This is a genomic window from Oleispirillum naphthae (genome assembly GCA_027864655.1).
In the GTDB taxonomy this organism is placed as follows: Bacteria; Pseudomonadota; Alphaproteobacteria; order Rhodospirillales; family Rhodospirillaceae; genus Oleispirillum; species Oleispirillum naphthae.
This window is the reverse complement of record JAQAZG010000003.1, coordinates 21,692-44,011: the sequence shown is the minus strand read 5'-3', so window position 1 is coordinate 44,011 and position 22,320 is coordinate 21,692. Positions and strand designations below refer to the sequence as shown.

Annotated in this window: 20 protein-coding genes and 1 tRNA gene; 13 read left to right on the top strand and 8 right to left on the bottom strand. The window is 68.8% G+C overall.

From position 1 onward, the window contains the following. Positions 1–2: 2 nt before the first annotated feature. Positions 3–677, bottom strand: coding sequence for an LON peptidase substrate-binding domain-containing protein (locus O7R11_RS04615; RefSeq protein ID WP_337996317.1), 675 nt, complete (start codon positions 675–677; stop codon positions 3–5). Between the two features lie 24 nt (positions 678–701). Then, entirely contained in the window at positions 702–1,619 is a 918-nt protein-coding gene (gene trxA, locus O7R11_RS04610; protein WP_337996316.1) for a thioredoxin, read from the bottom strand. A gap of 203 nt (positions 1,620–1,822) precedes the next feature. Here trxA and O7R11_RS04605 point away from each other — a divergent pair. Next, positions 1,823–1,897: transfer RNA gene (locus tag O7R11_RS04605), tRNA-Gly, on the top strand. 54 nt (positions 1,898–1,951) lie between these two features. Here O7R11_RS04605 and O7R11_RS04600 read toward each other — a convergent pair. From O7R11_RS04600 to O7R11_RS04590, 3 genes are read right to left on the bottom strand one after another with little or no spacing between them, the layout of a single operon-like run. Continuing rightward, positions 1,952–2,740 carry an anti-sigma factor family protein gene (locus O7R11_RS04600; RefSeq protein WP_337996315.1) on the bottom strand — a complete coding sequence of 263 codons (789 nt, stop codon included), beginning with the start codon at positions 2,738–2,740 and terminating at the stop codon, positions 1,952–1,954. Next, complete coding sequence (locus O7R11_RS04595; RefSeq protein WP_337996314.1) at positions 2,737–3,249, bottom strand: RNA polymerase sigma factor; 513 nt, start codon at positions 3,247–3,249, stop codon at positions 2,737–2,739. The genes O7R11_RS04600 and O7R11_RS04595 overlap by 4 nt, the downstream gene beginning before the upstream one ends. Positions 3,250–3,302: 53 nt before the next feature. Beyond that, positions 3,303–3,680, bottom strand: a complete 378-nt coding sequence (locus tag O7R11_RS04590) for a COG4315 family predicted lipoprotein (protein ID WP_337996313.1) — start codon at positions 3,678–3,680, stop codon at positions 3,303–3,305. Positions 3,681–3,817: 137 nt separating this feature from the next. Here O7R11_RS04590 and O7R11_RS04585 point away from each other — a divergent pair, with 137 nt between their 5' ends. The 5 genes from O7R11_RS04585 (at position 3,818) to efeO (O7R11_RS04565) (ending at position 8,601) form a co-directional block, all read left to right on the top strand. Continuing rightward, entirely contained in the window at positions 3,818–4,246 is a 429-nt protein-coding gene (locus O7R11_RS04585) for an organic hydroperoxide resistance protein (protein WP_337996312.1), read from the top strand. A gap of 282 nt (positions 4,247–4,528) precedes the next feature. After that, positions 4,529–5,350, top strand: a complete 822-nt coding sequence (gene efeU / locus O7R11_RS04580; RefSeq protein ID WP_337996311.1) for an iron uptake transporter permease EfeU — start codon at positions 4,529–4,531, stop codon at positions 5,348–5,350. After that, positions 5,347–6,465 carry an iron uptake system protein EfeO gene (efeO, locus tag O7R11_RS04575; protein WP_337996310.1) on the top strand — a complete coding sequence of 373 codons (1,119 nt, stop codon included), beginning with the start codon at positions 5,347–5,349 and terminating at the stop codon, positions 6,463–6,465. The genes efeU and efeO (O7R11_RS04575) overlap by 4 nt, the downstream gene beginning before the upstream one ends. Next, entirely contained in the window at positions 6,462–7,748 is a 1,287-nt protein-coding gene (gene efeB / locus O7R11_RS04570) for an iron uptake transporter deferrochelatase/peroxidase subunit (protein WP_337996309.1), read from the top strand. The genes efeO (O7R11_RS04575) and efeB overlap by 4 nt, the downstream gene beginning before the upstream one ends. A gap of 28 nt (positions 7,749–7,776) precedes the next feature. Next, entirely contained in the window at positions 7,777–8,601 is an 825-nt protein-coding gene (gene efeO, locus O7R11_RS04565; protein WP_337996308.1) for an iron uptake system protein EfeO, read from the top strand. A 266-nt stretch (positions 8,602–8,867) separates the two neighbouring features. On the opposite strand, the gene putA is transcribed toward efeO (O7R11_RS04565), so the two are convergent. Continuing rightward, positions 8,868–12,008 (bottom strand): bifunctional proline dehydrogenase/L-glutamate gamma-semialdehyde dehydrogenase PutA, encoded by a 3,141-nt coding sequence (putA, locus tag O7R11_RS04560; RefSeq protein ID WP_337996307.1) that lies wholly within the window; start codon positions 12,006–12,008, stop codon positions 8,868–8,870. A gap of 130 nt (positions 12,009–12,138) precedes the next feature. Here putA and O7R11_RS04555 point away from each other — a divergent pair, with 130 nt between their 5' ends. Genes O7R11_RS04555 through O7R11_RS04545 form a run of 3 tightly spaced genes read left to right on the top strand, consistent with a single transcriptional unit; the run spans position 12,139 to position 13,957 of the window. Next, positions 12,139–12,615 (top strand): Lrp/AsnC ligand binding domain-containing protein, encoded by a 477-nt coding sequence (locus O7R11_RS04555; RefSeq protein WP_337996306.1) that lies wholly within the window; start codon positions 12,139–12,141, stop codon positions 12,613–12,615. Positions 12,616–12,623: 8 nt separating this feature from the next. Beyond that, complete coding sequence (locus O7R11_RS04550; protein WP_420792971.1) at positions 12,624–12,959, top strand: DHCW motif cupin fold protein; 336 nt, start codon at positions 12,624–12,626, stop codon at positions 12,957–12,959. Positions 12,960–12,976: 17 nt separating this feature from the next. Continuing rightward, on the top strand, positions 12,977–13,957 hold the full coding sequence (locus tag O7R11_RS04545; protein WP_337996305.1) for an aldo/keto reductase: 981 nt from the start codon (positions 12,977–12,979) through the stop codon (positions 13,955–13,957). A gap of 219 nt (positions 13,958–14,176) precedes the next feature. On the opposite strand, the gene O7R11_RS04540 is transcribed toward O7R11_RS04545, so the two are convergent. Further along, a complete protein-coding gene (locus tag O7R11_RS04540; protein WP_337996304.1) occupies positions 14,177–15,451 on the bottom strand; it encodes an MFS transporter in 1,275 nt (424 codons plus the stop codon). A 144-nt stretch (positions 15,452–15,595) separates the two neighbouring features. Between O7R11_RS04540 and O7R11_RS04535 the strand changes: the two genes are divergently transcribed. Both O7R11_RS04535 and O7R11_RS04530 read left to right on the top strand, forming a co-directional pair. Continuing rightward, the gene (locus O7R11_RS04535; RefSeq protein ID WP_337996303.1) at positions 15,596–17,056 is read left to right on the top strand and encodes a protein adenylyltransferase SelO family protein; all 1,461 of its coding nucleotides are present in this window, start codon (positions 15,596–15,598) and stop codon (positions 17,054–17,056) included. A 484-nt stretch (positions 17,057–17,540) separates the two neighbouring features. After that, a complete protein-coding gene (locus O7R11_RS04530; protein ID WP_337996302.1) occupies positions 17,541–18,461 on the top strand; it encodes a LysR family transcriptional regulator in 921 nt (306 codons plus the stop codon). 99 nt (positions 18,462–18,560) lie between these two features. On the opposite strand, the gene O7R11_RS04525 is transcribed toward O7R11_RS04530, so the two are convergent. Further along, positions 18,561–18,776 carry a hypothetical protein gene (locus O7R11_RS04525; RefSeq protein ID WP_337996301.1) on the bottom strand — a complete coding sequence of 72 codons (216 nt, stop codon included), beginning with the start codon at positions 18,774–18,776 and terminating at the stop codon, positions 18,561–18,563. A gap of 659 nt (positions 18,777–19,435) precedes the next feature. Between O7R11_RS04525 and O7R11_RS04520 the strand changes: the two genes are divergently transcribed. Together O7R11_RS04520 and O7R11_RS04515 are read left to right on the top strand one after the other, a co-directional pair. Then, entirely contained in the window at positions 19,436–20,368 is a 933-nt protein-coding gene (locus tag O7R11_RS04520) for a LysR family transcriptional regulator (RefSeq protein ID WP_337996300.1), read from the top strand. Positions 20,369–21,041: 673 nt separating this feature from the next. Continuing rightward, positions 21,042–22,286 carry an O-antigen ligase family protein gene (locus O7R11_RS04515; protein ID WP_337996299.1) on the top strand — a complete coding sequence of 415 codons (1,245 nt, stop codon included), beginning with the start codon at positions 21,042–21,044 and terminating at the stop codon, positions 22,284–22,286. Positions 22,287–22,320 lie beyond the last annotated feature (34 nt).

Below are 22,320 nucleotides of genomic sequence, written 5' to 3'. Positions count from 1 at the left end.
TCCTATTGCGTCGCGTCGCCGGAGAAGGGGCCGCCGACCGCGCCCATTTCCATCAGGGCGCAGAGGGCGTTGAAGCGGTGTTCCAGGGTCGGGGCTTCGAGCAGGGCCTGTTTTTCCGGCGTTTCGAAGGGCAGGGCCATGGACAGGGTGGCGACCAGGGAGGGGGTGGACAGCGCATCGAGCGCGCGCAGGTCGATATCCAGCGCATGCGCCTCGACGAAGCGCTGCAGCGCGTGGGTGATGCGTTCGCGCGGGGCGCTGACGGTGCCGCCGCCGGGGGTGGTGAGGTCTTCGCGGAAGGGGGCGTAATCGACGGACAGGCGGCGGTATCCGTCCTTGCCTTCGGCCTCGCCCTTCACCTGGAAGCGGCACAGCCCCATCACCACGATGAAGAACTGCCGGGTGTCGGTTTCCGCGAAGTGGATGATGCGCCCGATGCTGCCCACGGTGTAGAGCGGCGGCGGGGCCTCGCCCACGGTTTCGCCGCTGCCGGAGGGCTGGATGAGGCCGAACAGACGCCCTTGCGCCAGGGAATCGCAGGCCAGCGCGAGGTAGCGCGGTTCGAACACGTTGAGCGGCAGCTTGCCGCCGGGCAGCAGAATGACCTGCGACAGCGGGAACACCGGAAGAATTTCGGGCAGGTTCTCGAAACGGGTGATGAACGGATCGATCGACATGCGTCCTCCCGGGGTGGGCGGTGGTTAGACCATCAACAGCATCTGCAATTGCCGCCGTCCGGATTTCGCCGCCGGGTCGGCGGGGCCGAGGGCTTCGAGAATCTTCAACAGGCGCTTGCGCGCGCCGTCTTCGTCCCAGGCGCGGTCGCGGCGCACGATCTCCAGGAGTTCGCGGATCGCGGTTTCCGCGTCGCCCGCCGCATAGGCGGCCATGGCGAGGTCGAACCGCGCCTGATGGTCGTTCGCATCCGCGGCGAGGCGGGCCTGCAGCGCGGCCACATCGGTTCCCGCGCCTTCGGCGGCGAGGTCGATGGTGGCGATCACTGCGGCGATTTCCGGGTGTTTCTTGAGGTCCGGCGGAATCTGTTCGAGCAGGCTTTTCGCCTTTTCGACGCGCCCGGCGGCGAGGTTGCAGCGGAGGAACCCGGCGACCGCTCCGGGGTGGCCCGGCGCGGCCTGGAGAATCTGCTGGTACATCGCGATCGCCTGCGGCAGCCGGCCCGCGGCGAGGGTTTCGCGCGCGGTTTCCAGCATCGCGTCGATCTGCGCGTCGATCTGCGCGCCGCCGCCGATGCGGTCGATGAAGGCCTTGACCTCGCGCTCGGTCTGCGCGCCGACCAGCATGTCCACCGGGCGGCCTTCCTTGATCGCGAACACCGTGGGCACGGAGCGCACCTGCATCTGCTGCGCCAACTGCGGGTTTTCATCGACGTTGATCTTGACCAGGCGGACACGCCCCTGCGCCGCGCGCACCAGGCGTTCCAGCAGCGGCATAAGCTGCTTGCACGGGCCGCACCACGGCGCCCAGAAATCGACGATCACCGGCACGTTCATCGACACGTCGATGACGTCCTGCATGAAGGTCTGGGTGTCGGACTCCTTGACGAGGTCCTGCGCGGCGGGGCCGCCGGCGGCGGCGTTTTCGCCGAAGATCAAATCCATGACGCGTGCCTGCTGATGGTTTTCGTGCGCTGCCCGGGGGTGTTTTTCCGTCCCTCAAAATGAGGCTTTCCGGCAGGCCAGGCAAGTCTTAAGGGCGGATTTCGCAGCTGTGCCGGGGGTACATTTTTTTTGTTGCATTCCGCGGCATCCCCGATATAGTCGCGGGCCTTGGCGCTGCCGAATGCGGCGGAGGCCATACGGATGCGGGCGTAGCTCAGGGGTAGAGCACAACCTTGCCAAGGTTGGGGTCGAGGGTTCGAATCCCTTCGCCCGCTCCAGTTTCCCTCCACGGGAACGGACGATATGAAAGCCGCCGCAAGGCGGCTTTTTCGTTATGTCCCCGCGGCCTCGAACTGGCGGTAGACCGCTTCCGCCACCGGCAGCAGGGCGTCGCGCGGCGCACGCGCGGTGACCGCGAAGCCGAATCCCTTGTCGATCCAGGCGAAGGTCGCGTCCTCGCCCATCTGCGCGAAGCGGAAGGCGGTTTCCGTGCCGTGCGCCGCCTGCACGTAGAGGGTCAGGCGGTTGCCCGCCGCGTCGTCGTACATCAACTGTGCCGCCGCCACATCGCCCGCGGGCAGCAGCCGCCCGCCCATCAGGCGGTAGCCCTGGGGGGAGAGATCCGGCGCGGCGAGGCGGCGGCCGAGGCGCTTCGAGAGCCAGCGCATCAGGTGGTCCTGCTGCGCGGCACGCACCTCCACCGGGTGCGCCACCTCGACCACGAAGGTGCGGTAGGCCATGGTGGCCTCGTGGGCGATCGCCATCGGGCGCGGCGCGGCGGTTTGCGGCGCGGCGGGGCCGTGGGCGAGCCAGCCGCCGCCCGCGCCCGCGCAGAAGATCGCCAGCGCGGCGGCGGCGGCGCGCAACCGCGCCAGGCCGCGGCTGCGCCGCGCCGCCCGCAGCCCGGAAATCCGCAGCCGCGCCGGGACCGGCTCGTCGAACAGGGGTTGCAGCTGCGCGCGCAGCGCCGCGCGCAGGCGGCGGTCTTCCGCCACGCGGGCGGCCACCTCCGGCTGCGCCGCGAGGTAGGCCTCCACCTCGGCGCGGCGCGGGCCGTCCAGGCATCCGTCGATGAAGGCTTGCAGATCGTCCTCGCCGATCGGCACTCGGGTCTCGCTCATTTCACCCTCCGCAGCGTCGCGCCGCGTTCCTCATTCAGGATCGCGCGCAGACGCCCTCTTGCCCGCGACAGCCGCGACATCACCGTGCCCACCGGGATGTCCAGGAGGCGCGCGGCCTGCTCATAGGAAAAATCCTCGACTCCCACCAGCAGCAGCAGGGACTTCTGCTCTTCCGGCAAAAGGTCCAGCGCCGCCAGCGCATCGCGCGCGAGAAGACCGGATTCCTGGTCCGCCGGGGCGGACTGCGGCGGCGCATCGTCGAGGCCGACATGCACGCCGCGGCGGCGGCGCGCGTGATAGGCGTTGATGTAGAGGTTGCGCAGAATGGCGAACAGCCAGGTCTTGAAGTCGCCGTCCGGGCGCTTCAGGTAGCGCCGCGAGAGCGCCCGCTCCAGGCAGTCCTGCACCAGGTCGTCGGCGTCCTCGGCATGCCGCGTCAGCGCATAGGCATAGCGGCGCAGCGCCGGGATCTGCCGTTCCAGATGCGTCTCGAAGCCGTCCTGCGCCATCGCGTTTCCCCGGTTTTGCGGCGGCGGCCCGCGCCGCCGCCGCTTAAGCGCGCCTACGGCTTGGCGATGTGCCACACGCCGCGGAAGCCGTCGCCGGTGGCATCCCCCGGCTTGACGTCCTTGACCCAGAGGTAGAGGGCCTTGCCCTTGTACGCCCACTGCTTGGCGCCGCCGGTGCGGGTGATCACCGAGAAGCCGCCGCCCGCCTTCGCATCGCCTGGGGCGATCAAGGGCGGCCAGTTCTGCGCGCAGGCGTCGTTGCAGGCGGAACCGCCCGCCGGGTCCTTATCGAACACATAGAGAGTCATGCCCTTGGAATCGACCAGGGCGGGGCCCTTTGCAGTGGTTCCGGTCATCGCCGGGTCCGCGGCATGGGCGGTTCCGGTGATGAAAACCGCCAGAACGGCGGCGCAGGCGAGGGGTTTCAGCATCGGCGTCTCCTTTGTCGGATGGGGGTCGTGACAGGGAGACACCGCAACCCCCCGTTCTATTCCCGCGTGCCGTTCTTTTTTTCGCCGCGATACCCAGATAGGAGAGTCGAAGCATTCCCAACGGGAAAGGAGACCCCATGTCCGTCAACGTCATCTACCGCACCGCGGCGCGCGCCACCGGAGGCCGCGACGGCAGTTCCGCCACCCTCGACGGCAGCTTCCAGGTCAAGCTCGCGGTGCCCAAGGAAATGGGCGGCCCCGGCGGCCCCGGGGCCAACCCGGAGCAGCTGTTCGCCGCGGGCTATGCCGCCTGCTTCCTCGGCGCGATGAAATTCGCCTCTTCCCAGGGCGGCTTCCCCAAGGTTCCCGCCGATACCGGCGTCACCGCGCATGTCGGCATCGGGCCGCGCGATGCGGGCGGATTCGGCCTCGAAGTCAAGATCGAGGTCGCCATGCCCGGCGTCGATAAGACCGCCGCCCAGGCCCTGGTCGATGCGGCGCACCAGATCTGCCCGTATTCCAACGCCACCCGCAACAGCCTCGACGTCATCGCCACGGCGGTGTGAAAAACCAAAACGTCGCGGGGGACCTTGGGCCCCCCGCACCCCCCACAACTTGGGTTTTGCGCGTAGCGCGATAAGACCATCACGCGGCGTGACGGTCGATGGCCGTTGCGCGGCGAAAAACTTATGGGGTCTGGGGCAGCGCCCCGGCTTTGTTTTTCAGCATGTTCTGACTTTCTTACCCCTCCCTATATTAGCTGCGAACGATAATCATTTGCAGCTTGACACCCGTCGTTCTCCCCCGTAGACACGGATGCGAATGATTCTCATCTTGGGGGACGCTCAATGCTCGCGCCGTTTCTGATCATGCTGCGGGAAGGTATGGAAGCCGCGCTGATCGTCGGCATCATCGCCACCTATCTGCGCCGCACCGGGCGCGCCGCGTGGTTGCCCGCGGTGTGGGCCGGGGTGTTGTTCGCGGTGGCCGCCTCGCTGTTCGCCGGCGCGGCGTTGCAGGCGGTGCATGCGGAATTTCCGCAGAAGGCGCAGGAGATGTTCGAGGCGGTGGTGGGCTTCGCCGCCGTGGGCATCCTCGTTTCCATGGTGTTCTGGATGCGCCGCGCCGCGCGGGCGATTGCGGGCGAGTTGCGGCGGTCGGTCGATGCCGCGCTTTCCGCGGGCGCGGGCAACGGCTGGGCGCTGATCGGCATGGTGTTCTTCGCGGTGGCGCGCGAGGGCCTCGAATCGGTGTTCTTCCTGCTTGCGATCTTCCAGCAGAGTCCGGGGCCGCAGGCCCCTGTGGGCGCGCTCGCCGGGCTGCTGGTCTCCGCCGTGCTCGGCTACGGCTTCTATGCCGGGGGGGTGCGGCTCGACCTCGGGCGGTTCTTCCGCTTCACCGGCGGATTCGTGCTCATCGTCGCCGCCGGGGTTCTCGCCGGGGCGATCCGCAACCTGCACGAGGCCGGGGTGTGGAACGCTCTGCAAGCCCCGGTGTTCGACCTGGGCGGCGTGCTGCCGGTTTCCAGCGTGCTGGGGACCGTGCTTTCCGGCCTGTTCGGCTATCAGGAAGCGCCGCGCACCGGCGAACTGATCGCCTATGCCGCCTTCCTTGCCGTCAGTCTTTCGCTTTTCCTGCGTCCCCCCGCCCGTACGGAGGTTTCCCGATGAGCGCGTCCCCGCCTTCCACCCGCCTGTTGCGCACGGCCGCCCTGGGCGGCGCTGCGCTCGCCGTCGCCGGGGGCGCGGCGTTCTATTGGGCGTCGCAGCAGCGCGGCGCGCCGGTGGCGGCGGATGCGGTGACCGTGGCGGTCACCGCCAAGGCGTGCGAACCCAACGCGTTGACCGTTGCGGCAGGGAAACGCACCTTCGAAATCGTCAACAAGTCCGACCGGCCGGTGGAGTGGGAGATCCTCGACGGGGTGATGGTGGTGGAGGAGCGCGAGAACATCGCCCCCGGCTTCCGCCAAACGTTGACCGCGCGGCTGGCCCCCGGCACTTATGCCATCACCTGCGGCCTGCTCTCCAACCCGCGCGGCACGCTGACCGTGACGCCCTCGGAAGAATCCCGCGCCGCCGCTTCGCGCCTCGACGTGCAGGGGCTTGTCGGCGCGCTCTCCGAATACCGGGTGTACCTGTTGCGCCAAGGCGCGGCGATGGTGCGCGCCTCGGGCGATCTTTCCCTTGCCGTGGCGGGTGGTGACCTCGCCGCGGCGCGCGCCGCCTACCGTACCGCGCGGGATGCCTATCTGCGGGCGGCCCCGGTGGCGGCGCGTTTTTCCGACCTCGAGGCGGCGATCGATCCGCGAGCGGAATATTTGGCGCTGCGCGAAAAGGACCCGGCCTTCACCGGCTATCCGCGCCTCGCCCGCGGGCTGTTCGTCGAGGAGACTCTCAGCGGTCTCGCGCCGGTGGCGGAACGCCTTGCCGCCGACCTCGCGCGGCTGAAGGAGCGGTTGCGCAGCGTCGCGGTGGAACCCGCGCTGCTCACCGAAAGCCCGGCGAAGCTGGCGGCGCGGCTTGCCCAGGGGCGGGCGGAACGCGCGCCGGGCCTCGCCGCGGCGGACCGCGCCGACCGCGTTGCCGCGCTTTCCGGCCTCGCCAAGGCGGCGGAGCTTCTGCTGCCGGTGGCGGCGCGGCCCGCGCCCAAGGCGGCGGCGGAGCTGGAGGATAAACTGGTCGCCGCCTTTGCGGCGGTGGATGGCGGCGCGGCGGAACCCGCCTTCGCCGCCCTGGGGGATGCCTTTTCCAAGGTGGATACGGCGATGAATGGGGGAGAGAAATGAGCGACGGACGGAACGGGCCGGGGCGGCGGCAGGTGTTGCTCGGCCTCGGCGCGGCGGGGGCCGCGGGGCTGGCCGGGGGAGTCCCCGCCGCGCGCGCGGCGCAAAAGGCGGCGGATGCGCCGCGCGGCCACGGCGAAACCCGGGAGCGGCAGCCCTTCCTCGGGGAGCACCAGGCGGGGGTGACGACGCCGCGCCCGGCGGCGGGGATGGTCGCCGCCTTCGGCGTCATCGCCGAAACCCCGGACGACCTGGAGCGGATGTTCCGCACCCTTACCGAGCGCATCGCCTTTCTCATGGCGGGCGGCCCGGTGCCGGAACTGGACCCCGGCCTGCCGCCGCTCGATTCCGGCATTCTCGGCCCGGTGGTGCCGCCGGACAACCTTACCGTCACCGTGTCGCTGGGCGACTCCTTCTTCGCCGCGCGGCCCTGGCTCGCGGGCCTGAGGCCGAAGCATCTGCAACGCATGACCGCCTTCCCCAACGATGCGCTGCGCCGCGAAGCCTGCCACGGCGACCTCGCCTTGCAGATCTGCGCCAACACCCCGGACACCGCGATCCACGCCCTGCGCGACATCGTCAAGACCCTGCCGGAGTTCCTGGTGCTGCGCTGGAAGCAGGAAGGCACGGTGCCGGTGGTCCCCGCCAGGCCCGATGGCGAGACCGAAAGCGCGCGCAACTTCCTCGGCTTCCGCGACGGCTCCGCCAACCCGGACTCCAACGACGCGGCGCTGATGGAGCGCCTCGTCTGGGTCACCGGCGACGCCGGGGAACCGGCCTGGGCGGTGGGCGGCAGCTATCAGGCGGTGCGCATCATCCGCAATTTCGTCGAACGTTGGGACCGCACCCCGCTGCGCGAGCAGGAGCAGATCTTCGGCCGCAAGAAGGCCTCGGGCGCGCCGATGGACGGCCGCAAGGAAAGCGACGTGCCGGACTACGCCAGGGACCCGGAGGGCAAGGTCACGCCGCTCGACGCCCATATCCGGCTGGCCAACCCGCGCACCAGGGAATTTGCCGAGCACCTTATCCTGCGCCGCCCGTTTAATTATTCCAATGGCGTAACGAAGTCCGGCCAGCTCGACCAGGGGCTGCTCTTCATCGCCTATCAGGCCGACCTCGCCGCCGGATTCATCGCGGTGCAGAGCCTGCTCAACGGCGAACCGCTGGAGGAATACATCCAGCCCGTGGGCGGCGGCTATTTCTTCGTTCTGCCCGGCGTGCGCGGCGCCGGGGACTACCTCGGGCGGACCCTCGTGGAGGCCTCTCGCGGGTCCGCGCTTTCATGACCCATGCATTGAAACAAGGAGTTGCGCCATGAAGTTGAGACGCCTGTTGATCTCCGGGGCCGCCGCCCTGGCGATCGCCCTGCCGGGACTCGCGGCGGCGAAGGAGGAAATGCTCCACCTCGTCGCGCCGATCGCCGACTACAAGCTCTACGTCGCCGAGAACACCGAGAAACTCGTCGCCGATACCGAGGCCTTCGTCGCCGCGGTGAAGACCGGAAACGTCGAGAAGGCGCGCGCGCTGTTTGCGCCGACGCGCATCAGCTATGAACGCATCGAACCCATCGCCGAGCTGTTCAGCGACCTCGACGTCTCCATCGACGCCCGCGCCGACGACTTCGAAAAGGCGGAAAAGGACCCGGCGTTCAGCGGCTTCCACCGCATCGAACACGCCCTGTGGGACGCCAATTCCACCAAGGGCATGGAACCCTATGCCGACAAGCTGCTCGCCGACGTGAAAGACCTGCACAAGCGCATCGACGGCCTGGTCTTCCCGCCCAAGGTGGTGATCGGCGGCGCCGCGGTGCTGATGGAGGAAGTGGCGGCCACCAAGATCTCCGGCGAGGAAGACCGCTACAGCCATACCGACCTCTGGGACTTCCGCGGCAACTTCGACGGCTCGAAGAAGATCTTCGACCTCGTCGAGCCCCTGGTCTCGAAGCAGGACCCGGCCTTCGTGAAAAAGGTCGCGGACAACTTCGCCAGGGTCGATGCCACGCTCGACAAGTACAAGACCGCCAAGGGCTACGAACCCTACGACAAGCTCACCGACTCCGACCGCACCGTGCTCGCCGCCGCGGTCAATACCCTGGCCGAGGACCTCTCCACCCTGCGCGGCAAGCTGGGGGTGGATTGAGGGAAAACAAAAACTTTGCGGAGGGACTCGGTCCCTCCGCGCCTCCCCTTAGTTTTTGCGCGAAGCGCCGTAAGACCTAGCGTGCGGCAGGCACAGGCCTATCCCGCTTCGCGGAAAAACAAGAAGTTATGGGGTCTGGGGCCCAAGGCCCCAGCGGAGTCCAGGGGCAGCGCCCCTGGCCTGGTTTTTCCGGTTTTCCGGCCCGATTCCCCTCGTTTCGGGTCTTTTGCCGCCGCGGGAGCAGCAGCCCGCGGCGGCTTTTTGCGTCAGTCTTCGCCCATGGCGATGAGGGTGGCGTTGCCGCCCGCGGCGGCGGTGTTGGTGGAGATCGTCTGTTCCTGGGCGAAGCGCAGCAGGTAGTCCGGCCCGCCCGCCTTCGGCCCGGTGCCGGAGAGGCCGGAGCCGCCGAACGGCTGCACGCCGACCACCGCGCCGATGATGTTGCGGTTGACGTAGACGTTGCCCACCGCCAGGCGGTCGCAGACGCGGCGCACCGTGGCCTCGATGCGGGAGTGGATGCCGAGCGTGAGGCCGTAGCCGGTGGCGGCGATGGCGTCGATCACCGCATCCAGTTCCTTCGCCTTCCAGCGCACCACGTGGAGCACCGGGCCGAACACCTCCTCGGTGAGGAGCGCGGGGTCGTGGCCGAGGTCGATCACCACCGGCGCGACCCAGGTGCCGCCCGCCAAGTCGCCGCCGGGGGGCGCGCCCTCGAAAACGACGCGGCCGGAGGCCCGGGCCTCCGCGACATAGGCGTCCAGCCGCGTCTTCGCCTCGGCGTCGATCACCGGGCCCATGTCGGTGAGCAACCGCCGAGGATCGCCGAGCACCAACTGCTGCGCCGCGCCGACGATCATCTTGAGCATGTGGTCGGCGACGTCCTCCTGGAGGAAGAGGAGGCGCAGCGCCGAGCAGCGCTGCCCGGCGGAGCGGAAGGCGGAGGTCACCACGTCGTCGGAGACCTGCTCCGGCAGGGCGGTGGCGTCCACGATCATCGCGTTGATGCCGCCGGTTTCGGCGATCAGCGGCACGATCGGGCCGGTCTTCGCGGCGAGCGCGCGGTTGATGCCGTGCGCGGTTTCGGTGGAGCCGGTGAACGCCACGCCCGCGACCGCGGGGTGCGCCACCAGGGCGGAGCCGACCGGTCCGGGGGTGAACTGCAGCGCCCCCGCGGGAATGCCCGCCTGGTGCGCCAGTTTCACCGCCAGGGCGGCGACCAGCGGCACCGAGCCCGCGGGCTTGGCGACCACGGCGTTGCCCGCGGCGAGCGCCGCGGCGACCTGGCCGATGAAGATGGCGAGCGGGAAGTTCCACGGCGAGATGCAGACGAACACGCCGCGGCCGCGCAGGCGGAAGCGGTTGTCCTCGCCGGTCGGGCCGGGCATGCGCCGCGCCTCGGAAAACAGGCGGCGCGCCTCGGTGGCGTAATAGCGGCAGAAATCCACCGCCTCGCGCACTTCGGCGAGCGCATCGCCCTGGGTCTTGCCCGCCTCGGCGGCGAGGAGCGCCATGAAGCGTTCGCGGTTCGCCTCGATGGCGTCGCCGAGGCGTTGCAGCGCCGCGGCGCGCTCGCCCGCCGGGGTGCGCTCCCAGGCGGGGAAGGCGGCGCGGGCGCGTTCGATGGCGCGGGCCGCGGTTTCCGCCGTCGCTTCCACCACCGAACCGGCGGCGGTGCGGCGGTCGAAGGGGGCGAGCACCGGGCGTTCCGGCCCCGGCTGCGGCTTTCCGTCGATCAGCGGTGCGGCGGCATAACGCTCGCCCGCATAGTCCGCGAGCGCGGCCTCCAGGGCCTTGCGCTCCGCCGCACAGCCGAGTTCGATGCCGCGGGAGTTCTTGCGCACGCCGCCGTAGAGGTCGGCGGGCAGCGGGATGTGGGCGTTGCGCGCCCGCGCGCCGCCGCTCAGGATTTCCGCCGGGCGGGTGAGCAGGCTTTCCACCGGGATGTCGAGGTTGCCGACGTTGGCGACGAAGGAGGAGTTGGCGCCGTTTTCCAAAAGGCGGCGCACCAGATAGGCGAGAAGGTCGCGGTGGTCGCCCGCGGGTGCATAGATGCGGCAGGGATAGCCGTCTTCCTCCACCACCGGGCGATAGAGCGCATCGCCCATGCCGTGCAGCTTCTGGAATTCGAAGCCATGGTCGGAATCCGACCAGTTCTCGTGCGAAAGCTCACGCACGAAGGCCACGGAGAGCGCATTGTGGCTGGCGAATTGCGGATAGATACGGGGCCGTAACGACATCAGCCGCCGCGCGCAGGCGAGATAGGAGAGATCGGTCGCCGACTTGCGGGAGAACAGCGGATAGTCGGCAAGCCCGCGCTCCTGGGCGCGCTTCACCTCGGTATCCCAGTAGGCGCCCTTGACCAGGCGCACCATCAGGCGGCGGTCGAGCGACTCGGCAAGCCCGCCCACCCAGTCCACCACCTGGAGCGCGCGCTTCTGGTACGCCTGGATGGCGATGCCGTAGCCCATCCACCCGGCGAGCGACGGGTCGGCCAGGCTTTCCGCGAAGATGTCGAGCGACAGCTCCAGGCGATCCGCCTCTTCCGCGTCGATGGTGAGGTTGAGGTCGTAGTCCTTGGCGATGCGGCAGAGTTCCAGCATCTTCGGCACCAGGTCGGCCATCACCGCCTCCTGGTTGGTCGCCTCGTACTTGGCGTGGATCGCCGACAGCTTCACCGACATGCCGGGCCGCGCCGGCAGCGCGCCCGCGTTCCCCGCCGCCTTGCCGATGCGGGTCAGCGCGGTGACGTAGGACTGGAAGTGCTTTTCCGCGCCGTCCTTCGTCCGCGCGCCTTCGCCCAGCATGTCGTAGGAGTGGCGGTAGCCCTTGGCCTGCTTCGCCGCGGCGCGGGAGATCGCGGCGTCGATGGTCTGGCCGAGGACGAACTGGTGGCCCATCACCTTCATCGCCTGGCCCGCGGCGGTGCGCACCGTGGGGCGGCCGAGGCGCTTGATCGCGCCGCCGAGCACGCCGAGCGGCGTGTCGTCGGGCCGGAGGACGCGGGCGGTGACGCCCATCGCCCAGGCCGAGGCGGAAACCAGCCAGGCGTCGGAGACGCGTTCGTGGCTGTCGAACTGCGCCTCGGTGAGCTTGTCCTCGATCAGCTTGTCGGCGGTGGCGGCGTCCGGCACCCGCAACAGCGCCTCGGCCAGCACCATCAGCGCCAGGCCCTCGCGGGTGGAGAGCGCGAACTCGCGCAGGAATTCCTCCACCCCCAGGCTGCCGGTCTCGGCGCGGATCGCGCCGATCAGGCGGGCGGCGTCGGCGTCGATGCGGGCGTCGGCCTCCGGCGGGAAGGCGGCGCGCGGCAACAGCGCGCGCACCAGCTCGGTGTCGTCGGGGGCGTAGTCGGCGCGGAACGGCGCGAAGCCGGGCACGCCGGAAACCAGGGCGAGGGAAGCGGTCATCTCAATCATCCGATGCGGGGGCGACTCCGGGCGGCTCATGGCTGCCCGTCGAATTCTCATGATATCGGCTTTTTCGCCGGGCTTCCCGGGTATATCATGGCCGTCAACCGTGAATTAAAAGGTTTAATACATGTCCGACAGCGATATCGAAGGCTTGGACCGTCTCGACCGCAAGCTGCTGCGGGAACTCCAGGCGGACGGCCGCATCACCACCTCCGAACTGGCGGACCGCATCGGACTGTCGCCCACCGCCACCGCCGACCGCATCCGTCGGCTCACCCGCGAGGGCTTCATCCTCGGCTATCGCGCCAAGCTCGACCCGGTGAAGGTGGGGCGCGGTCTCCTCGTCTTCGTCGAGGTCCTGCTCGACCGCACCAGCCCGGACGTCTTCGAGTCCTTCGCCGCGCAGGTTCGGCGTTCCGGAGAGGTCCTGGAATGTCATATGGTGACCGGCGGCTTCGATTACCTGATCAAGGCGCGGGTGAAGGACATGGGCTCCTACCGCGCCTTCCTGGGCGATGTCATCCTGCCGCTGCCGGGGGTGCGGGAAACCCGCACCTACGCGGTGATGGAGGAAATCAAGGCGGTGGATACCCTGCCGATCTGAAAGGACTGATGATGAAATTGCCGGACCTGCCGTTCACCGTGACCGAATGGGACGCGATGCCCGCCACCGAACACCCGGGCGAAACCGGGCATGCGCTCTGGCGCACCCTCAACGTCGGCGACGTGCGCATCCGCCGCGTCGATTATGCGCCGGGATATCTGGCCGACCACTGGTGCGATCGCGGCCACATTCTCTATGTTCTGGAAGGAGAGCTGGAAACCGAGCTCAAGGACGGCCGCCGCTTCACCCTCAAAGCCGGGATGAGCTACGAAGTCTCCGACTTCGGCGATGCGGCGCACCGTTCCTCCACCCGCACCGGAGTGAAGCTCTTCATCGTCGATTGACCGAAAGGAAAACCCCCATGGACTATGTGAAATTCGGCGGCACCGGGCTCGAGGTCTCGCGCCTCTGCCTCGGCTGCATGACCTACGGCATCCCGGACCGCGGCAACCATATCTGGACCCTGCCGGAGGCGGAAAGCCGCCCCCTGATCAAGCAGGCGCTGGAGATGGGAATCACCTTCCTCGACACCGCCAACACCTATTCCGACGGCACCTCGGAAGAGATCGTCGGCCGTGCGGTCAAGGACTTCTCCCGCCGCGAGGACCTGGTGATCGCCACCAAGGTCTACAACCGCATGCACGAGGGCCCCAACGGCGCGGGCCTCTCCCGCAAGGCGCTGATGCGGGAGATCGACGCCTCGCTGAAGCGCCTCGGCACCGACTACGTGGACCTCTACCAGATCCACCGCTGGGACTACGGCGCCCCGATCGAGGAAACCCTGGAAGCCCTGCACGACATCGTGAAAGCGGGCAAGGCGCGCTATATCGGCGCATCCTCGATGCACGCCTGGCAGTTTTCCAAGGCGCTCTACACCGCGCGGATCAACGGCGGAACCCGCTTCGTCAGCATGCAGAACCACGTCAACCTCCTCTACCGCGAGGAGGAACGCGAAATGCTGCCGCTGTGCGCCGACCAGGGCATCGCGGTGATGACCTGGAGCCCGCTGGCGCGCGGCCGCCTCACCCGCGACTGGAACGAAACCACGCATCGTGTCGAAACCGATACGGTCGGCCACAACCTCTACGACCGCACCCAGGAGGCCGACCGCCAGGTGATCGACGCAGTCGGCAAAATCGCCGCCGCCCGCGGCGTGCCGCGCGCCCAGGTGGCGCTCGCCTGGCTGTTGCAGAAACCCGGCATCACCTGCCCGATCATCGGCGCCTCCAAGCCCCACCACCTCACCGACGCCGCGGCGGCGCTGGAGCTGCATCTCGCAGCCGAGGAAATCGCGGCGCTGCAAGCCCCCTACGTGCCGCACGCGGTGGCGGGGTTTAAGTAAAAACGTCATGGGGGGACATTTCCGCCTTGGGAACGCCCACTGGGCGTTCCCACTACCTTCGGCAGTCGGCTCCAATCCCCCCACACCCCCCATAACTTTTGGGTTTTGCGCGCAGCGCGATAGAACCGTCACGCGGCGTGACGGTTGCCTGCCGCTACGCGGCGAAAAACCAGTTATGGGGTGCGCGAGGGGTCCAAGACCCCTCGCAAAGTTTTGGGGTTAAACCCCGCGGTTCTTGCGCGGCATCAGGAGCGCGATGGCGAGGGTTATGGCGAACAGCGTGGCGCAGAAGGCGGCGACGGCGGGCCAGCCCATATGGGTCCAGAACCAGCCGCCGGAGGAGCCGAGCAGGCTGGAGCCCAGGTAGTAGGCGAGCAGGTAGAGCGAGGCGGCGTGTCCCTTGGCGCCGTCGGCGGTGCGCCCGACCCAGCCGCTGGCGATGGAGTGGGCGGCGAAGAAGCCGATGGTGACGAGGGCGATGCCCGCGATCGCGGCGGCCAGCGAGGAGGAGAGGGTAAGCGCCAGCCCGGCGAGCGCGACCAGCGCGCCGCCGGTGAGCACCGGGGCGCGGCCGACGCGGTCGGAGAGGCCGCCGGCGAGCGAGGACGAGGCGATGCCGAAGAGGTAGGCGGTGAAGATCAGGCCGATCTGGGAGTGGGAGAGGGAGAACGGCGGCGCGAGCAGGCGGAAGCTCGCGTAGTTGTAGACGGTGACGAACGCCCCCATGCTGACGAAGGCGATGAGGAAGAGCCGCCGCAGGCCGGGATTGCGCAGATGGCGGCCCCAGGTGGCGAGGTGATCGTTGAGGCTGAAGCCGCGCTTGCGGGCGAAGTTTTTCGATTCCGGCAGCAGCGCGGCGAAGCACAGGGCGGAGACGAGGCCGGTGACGCCGATCAGGCCGATGGCGGCGGGCCAGGAGAAGGCGTCGGCGACGTAGCCGGTGAGCACCCGGCCGGTCATGCCGCCGAAAGCGGTGCCGCCGACGTAGAGCCCCATGGAGAGGCCGAGGCCGCGGGGGTCGATTTCCTCCGCCAGGTAGGCCATGGCGACGGCGGGAACGCCGCCGAGGGCGAAACCTTCGAGGGCGCGGGCGACGAGCATGAGGTGCCAGGACGGCGCGGCGGCGGCGGCGATGTTGAGCACCGCGGCGGTGCACATCGAGGCGAACATCAGCCACTTGCGCCCGAGGTTTTCCGAAAGCGCCCCGGCGCAGAGGATGGAGACGGCGAGGGTGCCGGTGGTCAGCGAGAGGGCGAGCGAGCTTGCCGCCGCGCCGACGCCGAACTCCGCGGCGAACACCGGCAAGAGCGGCTGCACGCAGTAGACCAGGGAGAAGGTGGCATAGCCGGTGAGGAAGAGGCCGATGGTGATGCGCCAATAGGCGGGCGAGCCGCGCGGCGTGAAACGCGGCGGTTCGTCGCCGTGGCGGGGGGCGAAACTGGCGGGCTCCGCGGTGACGGCGGTTTCCTGGTCCGAGGGCGGCACGTAAACCATGGCAAAAATCCACTCTGCCGCGCGGCGGGCGCGCGGCTGCATCAAATGCACTATGTGAGACTTATTATCGGTCGCATATAGCCGATATATGAAGGAACGCACTGTAAACCAAATCCCGAATCCGCGTGAACCCGGAAAATTCGCATGTCTCCCGATCCGTCTTACCGCCCCTCCTGCCGCATCCTCGACCTTGGGGAGGATTTCTACGACGCGGTGACGCCCGCGGCGTTTCCCGCGCACGTGCTGCGCTACCGCAACCGCGGCTGGGCGGCGCAGGTGGGGCTTTCCGGCCTGACGGACGCGGAGTGGATCGCCCACATGGGGCGCTTCGAACCGCTGCCGGGGAATTTGGAAGAGGCGCTGGCGCTGCGCTATCACGGCCACCAGTTCCGCTCCTACAACCCGGAGATCGGCGACGGCCGGGGATTCCTCTTCGCGCAGGTTGAAGAGGCGGCGGGAGGGCGGCTCTTGGACCTCGGCACCAAGGGCAGCGGGCGCACGCCGTACTCCCGCTTCGGCGACGGGCGGCTGACCTTGAAGGGCGGGGTGCGCGAGGTGCTGGCCACCGCGATGCTGGAGGCGCTGGGGGTGGACACCTCGAAGTCGTTCAGCCTGATCGAGACCGGCGAGGCACTGGAGCGCAACGACGAGCCCTCGCCGACGCGGTCCTCGGTGCTGGTGCGTCTCAGCCATTCGCACATCCGCATCGGCACCTTCCAGCGGCTGCGCCATTTCGGCGACGAGGCCAACATCGCGCGGCTGCTCGACTACGTGGTGGAAACCTACATGCCGGAGCTGTCGCCGGAGACCGGCGCGGCGCGGGCGCAGGCCTTTCTGGCCGAGGTGATCCGCCGCGTCGCGCGCACCGGCGCGCAGTGGATGGTGGCGGGCTTCGCCCATGGGGTGCTCAATTCCGACAACATCAACGTCACCGGCGAGAGCTTCGACTACGGGCCATGGCGCTTCGTGCCGGTGATGGACCCGGCCTTCGTCGCCGCCTATTTCGACCGGGGCGGGCTCTACGCCTTCGGCGCGCAGGCGGATTCGCTCGCCTGGAACCTCACGCGGCTGGCCGAGTGCCTGCTGCCGCTGGCGCCGAAAGACCGCCTGGTGGCGGTGCTGGAAACCTTTCCCGATGCCTTCCGCGCCGCCTTCCAGGCGGAACTGCTGCGCCGTCTCGGCCTTGCGCCCGCGGGCGCGGCGGCGGCGGGGGCGGCGGCGGAGTCGCTGTGGCGCTTCCTCTTCGACAGCCGCGCGCCCTTCGAGCAGGTGTTCTTCGACTGGTACGGCGGCGAGGCGGGCAAGGCGCGCGCCGCCGCCTCGCCGCTGGCCGAACTTTACGCGGCGGAGGGCTTCGCGCCGGTGCGCGCCGCGTTGGCGGGCCTGCCCGCCGCGCCGGGGGCGGACCTGGAGCACCCCTATTTCCGCCGCGCCGCGCCGTGCACCATGCTGATCGACGAGGTGGAGGCGATCTGGGAGGCGATCGACGCCGCGGACGACTGGGCGCCGTTTCATGCGAAGCTTGCGGCGGTCGCCGAGATGGCGGCGGCCTACGGCAACGGCGCGCCGGAATCGTCGCACGGCGAACGGAAAAACCACCCATAAGGGTTGTTTTTCGCGGACGCCGCCGTCGCCGCGGCCTGGAAAGTGCGGCCGCCGTTGCCGCGGCGGCCGCGATGAGTGCAACTTCCACATTATTTCAAGGCATAAGTAACCACTCCCTAAAGCCGGGGTCCGGTTGGCTGGCACCGGCCGGACCCCGGCGAAGGGTCTTTGGGGAGACGAGGCGCGGGACGCGTTGGGGGAGGCTGCGTTCCGGCCTTGCTTCGATAATATCCGCAAAATCGCCGACAAATCCAAGATACGGGACTGTCGTTTTCCAGAGGATTTGGATATGATGTAGTCCTGCCGTCGGCAGAGGAGAATACCACCCCTAAAGGTGGCATTTCGACGCCGCCCGCACCTTCAGGGGGCGAACGGCTCCTCGTGGCGGCGCGTACCCGGCTTTTGGCCTTTCGTTCTGCGGTGGGGGAGCGGCGGCGCGGCCGGAAGACCGGCATCATTTGTCGAAAGGCGCAGGTGTCGGACCATGGAACTGCATCATATCCGCTATTTTCTCGCCGTCGCCGAGGAGCTGAACTTCACCCGCGCCGCGGAAAAGCTCGGCATCGGGCAGCCGCCCTTGAGCCAGCAGATCCGCTCGCTGGAAAAGGAGATCGGCGCCACGCTGTTCCACCGCATTCCGCAGGGGGTGGAGCTCACCGAGGCGGGCAGGGTGTTTCTCGACAAGGTGTACGGGGTGCCGCGCGAGGTGCACGAGGCCAAGTGCGCGGCGCAGCGCGCGGCGCGCGGCGAGCTGGGCCTGTTGCGCATCGGCTTCACCGGCTCCGCCGCCTTCCACCCCCGGGTGCCGAAGCTGATCCGCGATTTCCGCCGTCACTTCCCCGATGTCGAGGTGTCGCTGGTGGAGGAGAACACGGTGCAGCTGGTCACCATGCTGGGCAGCGATGACCTCGACGCCGCCTTCATCCGGCCGGGACTGCACGAACTGGAAGGGCTGCGGCTGCTGCGCTTCCGCGACGAGCCGATGGTGATCGCGCTGCCCTCGGTGCACCCCCTGGCGGAGCGGGAGAGCATCGAGCTTTCGGAGATGCAGGGCGAGCCGTTCGTCCTGCTGCCGCTGGGCGCCGAGTTCTGCCTTTCCGAAGAGGTGGTGAAGCGCTGCCGCGAAAGCGGCTTCAAGCCGCGCCTGGTGCAGGAAGGCCCGCAGATGGCCTCGGTGATCAACCTGGTGGCGGCGGAGATGGGGGTTTCCATCGTGCCGCGTTCGCTCACCCAGTTGCAGGTGAAGGGCGTGGTCTACGTGCCCCTCGCCGGGACCTATCCGGTGGCGCGTATGGCGCTGGCGGTGCGGCGCAACGAGCGGTCCGACACCGCGCAGAACTTCATCATCCTGGTGCGGGAGTATATCCGGTCGTTCCGGATCGATTCCAACCTGGAGGAAGATTAGGTTCCGCTCCTCCCCCTCTTGCGGCGCCGAAGCCGCGAGCGGAACCATGCGAGTCAGCCGGCGGTCCCTTCCCCTGGGGCGACGCCGAACGCATCCCGGTCAGTCGAGGCGGGATTCCGCCCGGTGCCGGGTCGCGCTGGCGAGAAAGCCGCCGGGGGAGTCGAACAACGCTTCATAATCGACCGCGGCGGGGTCCCAAGTCGCCATGGGGCTCCCGGACTTCTGGGCGGCGGTCTGGCTCCGCCGGGGCGTCCTGGTGGCGGGCGGGGAGTGGGTGCCGGCGCCGTGCTGGGAAATCGTGGTTGCGACGTTCATGATATGTTCCTTCTTTGGGGGAAAAGGGCCGTCCGATTTGCATCAGACGGCAGGTCGTGACGCGGCCTTCGTAGGCTAAGGGGAAATGCGCCGCATGCTTCCTAGTTTTAAGTATGGGTTCTGCAACGGGCCCGGTCCAATATACGGAAGTGCGTATCTCGATACGTTTTTCCACTTGCCCGTTGCGCCTTGTCCGGAAACCGGGGGAACCAACCCTTAAGGGTTGGTTCTGCGCCTCGCGTTGCCGGCTTCCCGCGCGGCTCCGCAACCGCCGCCCGTTCGGGGGCAGAAAAATCCTCATGGCATTTCAAAGCATAAGGAAACAAGGGAAGTCCGGTCGGCGAGTGCCGACCGGACAATGGCTAAGGCTTGGGAGAATGGGCAGGGGCTGCCACGACCTCGGCCTCGGAGTCCGGAACGTTCTGGGGGTTGTAGACATCCCGGCGCCGGAAGCAGTGATGGGCTGAAACCGCCGGAAAATCCAATATGAAAAACAGGTGTTCTCAAGAGGAAATGGATATGGCTCCGCTTTGCCGCGCCGGGGCGGCGGCGGAACCACCCGTTAAGGTAGAGGCTTTCCGCCGCGCCGCACTCCCGGAGGAGGATCGCGGCGGCGGGCGATCCGGTGTAGACTCGCCGCGGAAACCGGGGTTTGGACCATGGAACTGCGCCACATCCGCTATTTCCTCGCGGTCGCCGAGGAACTGAACTTCACCCGCGCGGCGGAGAAGCTGGGTATCGCCCAGCCGCCCTTGAGCCAGCAGATCCGCGCGCTCGAAACCGAGATCGGCGCGCCTCTCTTCCGCCGCGTGCCGCAGGGCGCGGAACTCACCGAGGCGGGCAAGGCCTTTCTCGACAAGGCGAGCACCCTGGTGCTGCAAGCGGAGGAGGCGAAGCGCGCCGCGCAGCGCGCCGCCCGCGGCGAGATCGGGCGGCTGCGCCTCGGATTTTCCGGCTCGGCGGCGTTCAACCCGGTGGTGCCCGCGACGATCCGCACCTTCCGCCGCACCTATCCGGAGATCGACCTGTCGCTGATGGAGGTGAACACCCTGCAACTCATCGAGATGCTGCACGAGGAGGAGATCGACGCCGCCTTCATCCGCCCGGCGAAAGAGGACCCGCCCGGACTCTCCCTCTGCCGTTTCGCCGAGGAACCGATGCTGGTGGCGGTGCCCGCGGCGCACCCCCTGGCGCGCGCCGGGGCGACGACGCTCTCGGCGCTGGCCGAGGAGTCCTTCGTGCTCTATCCGCGCACCGTCGGCCTCGGCCTCTACGAGGAGGTGATGACGCATTGCCGCGCCGTCGGGTTCGAGCCGCGGGTCGCCATCGACTGCGAACCGGAACTCGCCCGCGAAGCGCCGCAGATGGCCTCGGTGATCAACCTGGTTTCCGCCGAGGTGGGGATTTCCATCGTGCCGCGCTCGATGACGCAGATGGGGGTGGCGGGCGTCGCCTTCGTGCCGCTGGCGGGCGCCGCGCCGGTGGCGCGGCTGGCCTGCGCGGTGCGGCGCGGCGAGCGCGCGGTGCCGCCGCGCAACTTCATGGCGCTGGCGGTGCAGGCGGGAGAACGCCAGAAGGCGGGCGGCCGGTAGGGGCCGCGCACGAAAAAAGCCGCCGTGCGGCGGCTTTTTCAGGGGCCGGAGCGTCGCCCGGTTCAGGCGGCGCGGCGGCGCGCTCCGGCGAACAGCCTGCGGCCCTTCGGCTTCAGCGCCGCGGCGCGCCCGGCATTGGGGGAATGATACATCGGGTCGTGATACATCGTCTCGCCTCCTAGGGGTCAGTCGAACTGGGTCTTGGCGCGGCGCGCGGCGGATTCCGAGAGGTACCCGGAGGTCTTGCCGGTCTGCTTGCTCATCGTCGTCTCCTTCGTTCGGGGCCCGCCCGCCCGGCCGATGGCGCCGGGCGGGCGGAGGTCGAGGGATGGGGGGGAAAGGGCTGGGGGGAGCCTCTGGCCTCGACCTGCATTTGAATATCGGTCGCAACGCATCATTAGTCCAATATATTGAAACGGCTTTCTTGATATGTTTTGAGTATCGAGCGGAGCGGCGGGCCGCGGCGCGTGGAACCGTTCCCCGAAACCGGCGCGGCGATTTGAAGATTGATTCCCTCGGGCTCGGGCGCTATTCGATCTGTGGGCCGGTCCGGGGTTGACGGGTTGGCCCGGCGACGAGGGAGCAGTGCGGCCGCGGGCCGCGTCCGAATGGGGAAACCGATGCGGTTACGGGGCGAACGAAGCGAAGCCGGCCCGCGCCGGGGGGCGCGCGCATGACCGGCTCCCGGGGGCGTGCGGCGCTGGTGTTTCTGGCGGCCCCGTGGTGGCTGCCGCCGGTGATTTTCATGAACAAGGCCACGGTGCTGATGCTGGGGATCTCCACCCTGGCCTGTGCGGCGCTGGCCTGCCGCTCCGCACGGTCCTGGCGGTGGCCGTGGCTGCCGCCGCTCGCCCTCGGCTTCGTCGCCTGGTGCGCGCTGTCCGCCATCTGGTCGCTGACGCCGCTCTACAGCTTCCTGGTCGTGGCGCGGATGCTGGCGGTGTGCGCGGCCCTGACGGTTTTCTTGGCCGGGGCCGCCGCGTTTTCCGGCGAGGAGGCGGCGCGGTTCGTCCGCATCGGCGCGTGCGCCTGGGGCGCCGCCCTGCTGCTGGCGGGCGTGGACGCGACCTTCCACGACCAGATCCAGCGCGTCCTTCTGTCGCTTTTCGGCCGCCCCGGAGAGGCGCCGGAAGTCCTGTCGCGGATGTGGTACATCTATAAGAACGGAGCGGTGATTCTGGTCCTGACCGCGTTTCCGGTTTTCGCCGTCCTGCTGCGCAAGCCCTCCGGCCGCTGGCTGGTGCCCGCGGCGGCGGCGGTGTTGATCTGGAATTGCAGGCAGATCGGCGCCGCCAGCGCCCTGACCGGGTTCGTCTGCGGCCTGCTGATCTGGGCGCTGGCGGCAGTGCTGCCACGCGCCGCCCGGGTGCTTCTGTGCATCGGGATTCCGGCGGCGGTGCTGCTGATGCCGGTGCTTCTGGCCACGGTGGAGCCGCAGGCGGTGGCGCGGGCGGTGCCCGACTTTCCGCTGCCGTTCTTCCACCGCCTGCTGGTTTGGGATTTCGTCCGCGACCGCATCGCCGAGCATCCGTTCCTCGGCTGGGGAGTGGATACCGCCCGCGAGATGCCGGGCGGCAGCGGGATGTTCACCGTCTGGTTCCCGGTGCCCTGGATGGATCGCCTCTATGGCGTGGTGGCGCAGAAGCTGCCGCTCCACCCGCACAACATGCCGTTGCAGACCTGGCTGGAGGTGGGCGGCGTCGGCGCGCTCGCCCTGGCGGTCACGCTGTTCTCGCTGTCGCGGCGCTGGCTGTCGCCGATCGGGGATACGGTCCTCGCCGGCGCGAAGGCGGGGTGGCTTGCCGCGGCGATGGTGGTCGCCGTGGTCAGCTTCGGCATGTGGCAGATGTGGTGGCTCGCCCTGCTGGGGCTTTGCGTCGGCTTTTTCGCGCTGGTGGAACACCGCGCGGCGGCCTAGGCACTCCCTCCGATAGCCTGATTTTGCGCGCCGC

Bases quoted from the DNA above. Each gene is read 5' to 3' on its own strand.
- O7R11_RS04520 (WP_337996300.1), top strand. From the start codon at position 19,436: ATGGAACTGCGCCACATCCGCTATTTCCTCGCGGTCGCCGAGGAACTG.
- efeU (WP_337996311.1), top strand. From the start codon at position 4,529: ATGCTCGCGCCGTTTCTGATCATGCTGCGGGAAGGTATGGAAGCCGCG.
- putA (WP_337996307.1), bottom strand. From the start codon at position 12,008: ATGACCGCTTCCCTCGCCCTGGTTTCCGGCGTGCCCGGCTTCGCGCCG.
- efeO (WP_337996308.1), top strand. From the start codon at position 7,777: ATGAAGTTGAGACGCCTGTTGATCTCCGGGGCCGCCGCCCTGGCGATC.
- O7R11_RS04530 (WP_337996302.1), top strand. From the start codon at position 17,541: ATGGAACTGCATCATATCCGCTATTTTCTCGCCGTCGCCGAGGAGCTG.
- O7R11_RS04550 (WP_420792971.1), top strand. From the start codon at position 12,624: ATGATGAAATTGCCGGACCTGCCGTTCACCGTGACCGAATGGGACGCG.
- trxA (WP_337996316.1), bottom strand. From the start codon at position 1,619: ATGGATTTGATCTTCGGCGAAAACGCCGCCGCCGGCGGCCCCGCCGCG.
- O7R11_RS04600 (WP_337996315.1), bottom strand. From the start codon at position 2,740: ATGAGCGAGACCCGAGTGCCGATCGGCGAGGACGATCTGCAAGCCTTC.
- O7R11_RS04615 (WP_337996317.1), bottom strand. From the start codon at position 677: ATGTCGATCGATCCGTTCATCACCCGTTTCGAGAACCTGCCCGAAATT.
- O7R11_RS04540 (WP_337996304.1), bottom strand. From the start codon at position 15,451: ATGGTTTACGTGCCGCCCTCGGACCAGGAAACCGCCGTCACCGCGGAG.
- O7R11_RS04545 (WP_337996305.1), top strand. From the start codon at position 12,977: ATGGACTATGTGAAATTCGGCGGCACCGGGCTCGAGGTCTCGCGCCTC.
- O7R11_RS04585 (WP_337996312.1), top strand. From the start codon at position 3,818: ATGTCCGTCAACGTCATCTACCGCACCGCGGCGCGCGCCACCGGAGGC.
- efeB (WP_337996309.1), top strand. From the start codon at position 6,462: ATGAGCGACGGACGGAACGGGCCGGGGCGGCGGCAGGTGTTGCTCGGC.
- O7R11_RS04590 (WP_337996313.1), bottom strand. From the start codon at position 3,680: ATGCTGAAACCCCTCGCCTGCGCCGCCGTTCTGGCGGTTTTCATCACC.
- O7R11_RS04595 (WP_337996314.1), bottom strand. From the start codon at position 3,249: ATGGCGCAGGACGGCTTCGAGACGCATCTGGAACGGCAGATCCCGGCG.
- O7R11_RS04535 (WP_337996303.1), top strand. From the start codon at position 15,596: ATGTCTCCCGATCCGTCTTACCGCCCCTCCTGCCGCATCCTCGACCTT.
- efeO (WP_337996310.1), top strand. From the start codon at position 5,347: ATGAGCGCGTCCCCGCCTTCCACCCGCCTGTTGCGCACGGCCGCCCTG.
- O7R11_RS04555 (WP_337996306.1), top strand. From the start codon at position 12,139: ATGTCCGACAGCGATATCGAAGGCTTGGACCGTCTCGACCGCAAGCTG.
- O7R11_RS04515 (WP_337996299.1), top strand. From the start codon at position 21,042: ATGACCGGCTCCCGGGGGCGTGCGGCGCTGGTGTTTCTGGCGGCCCCG.
- O7R11_RS04525 (WP_337996301.1), bottom strand. From the start codon at position 18,776: ATGAACGTCGCAACCACGATTTCCCAGCACGGCGCCGGCACCCACTCC.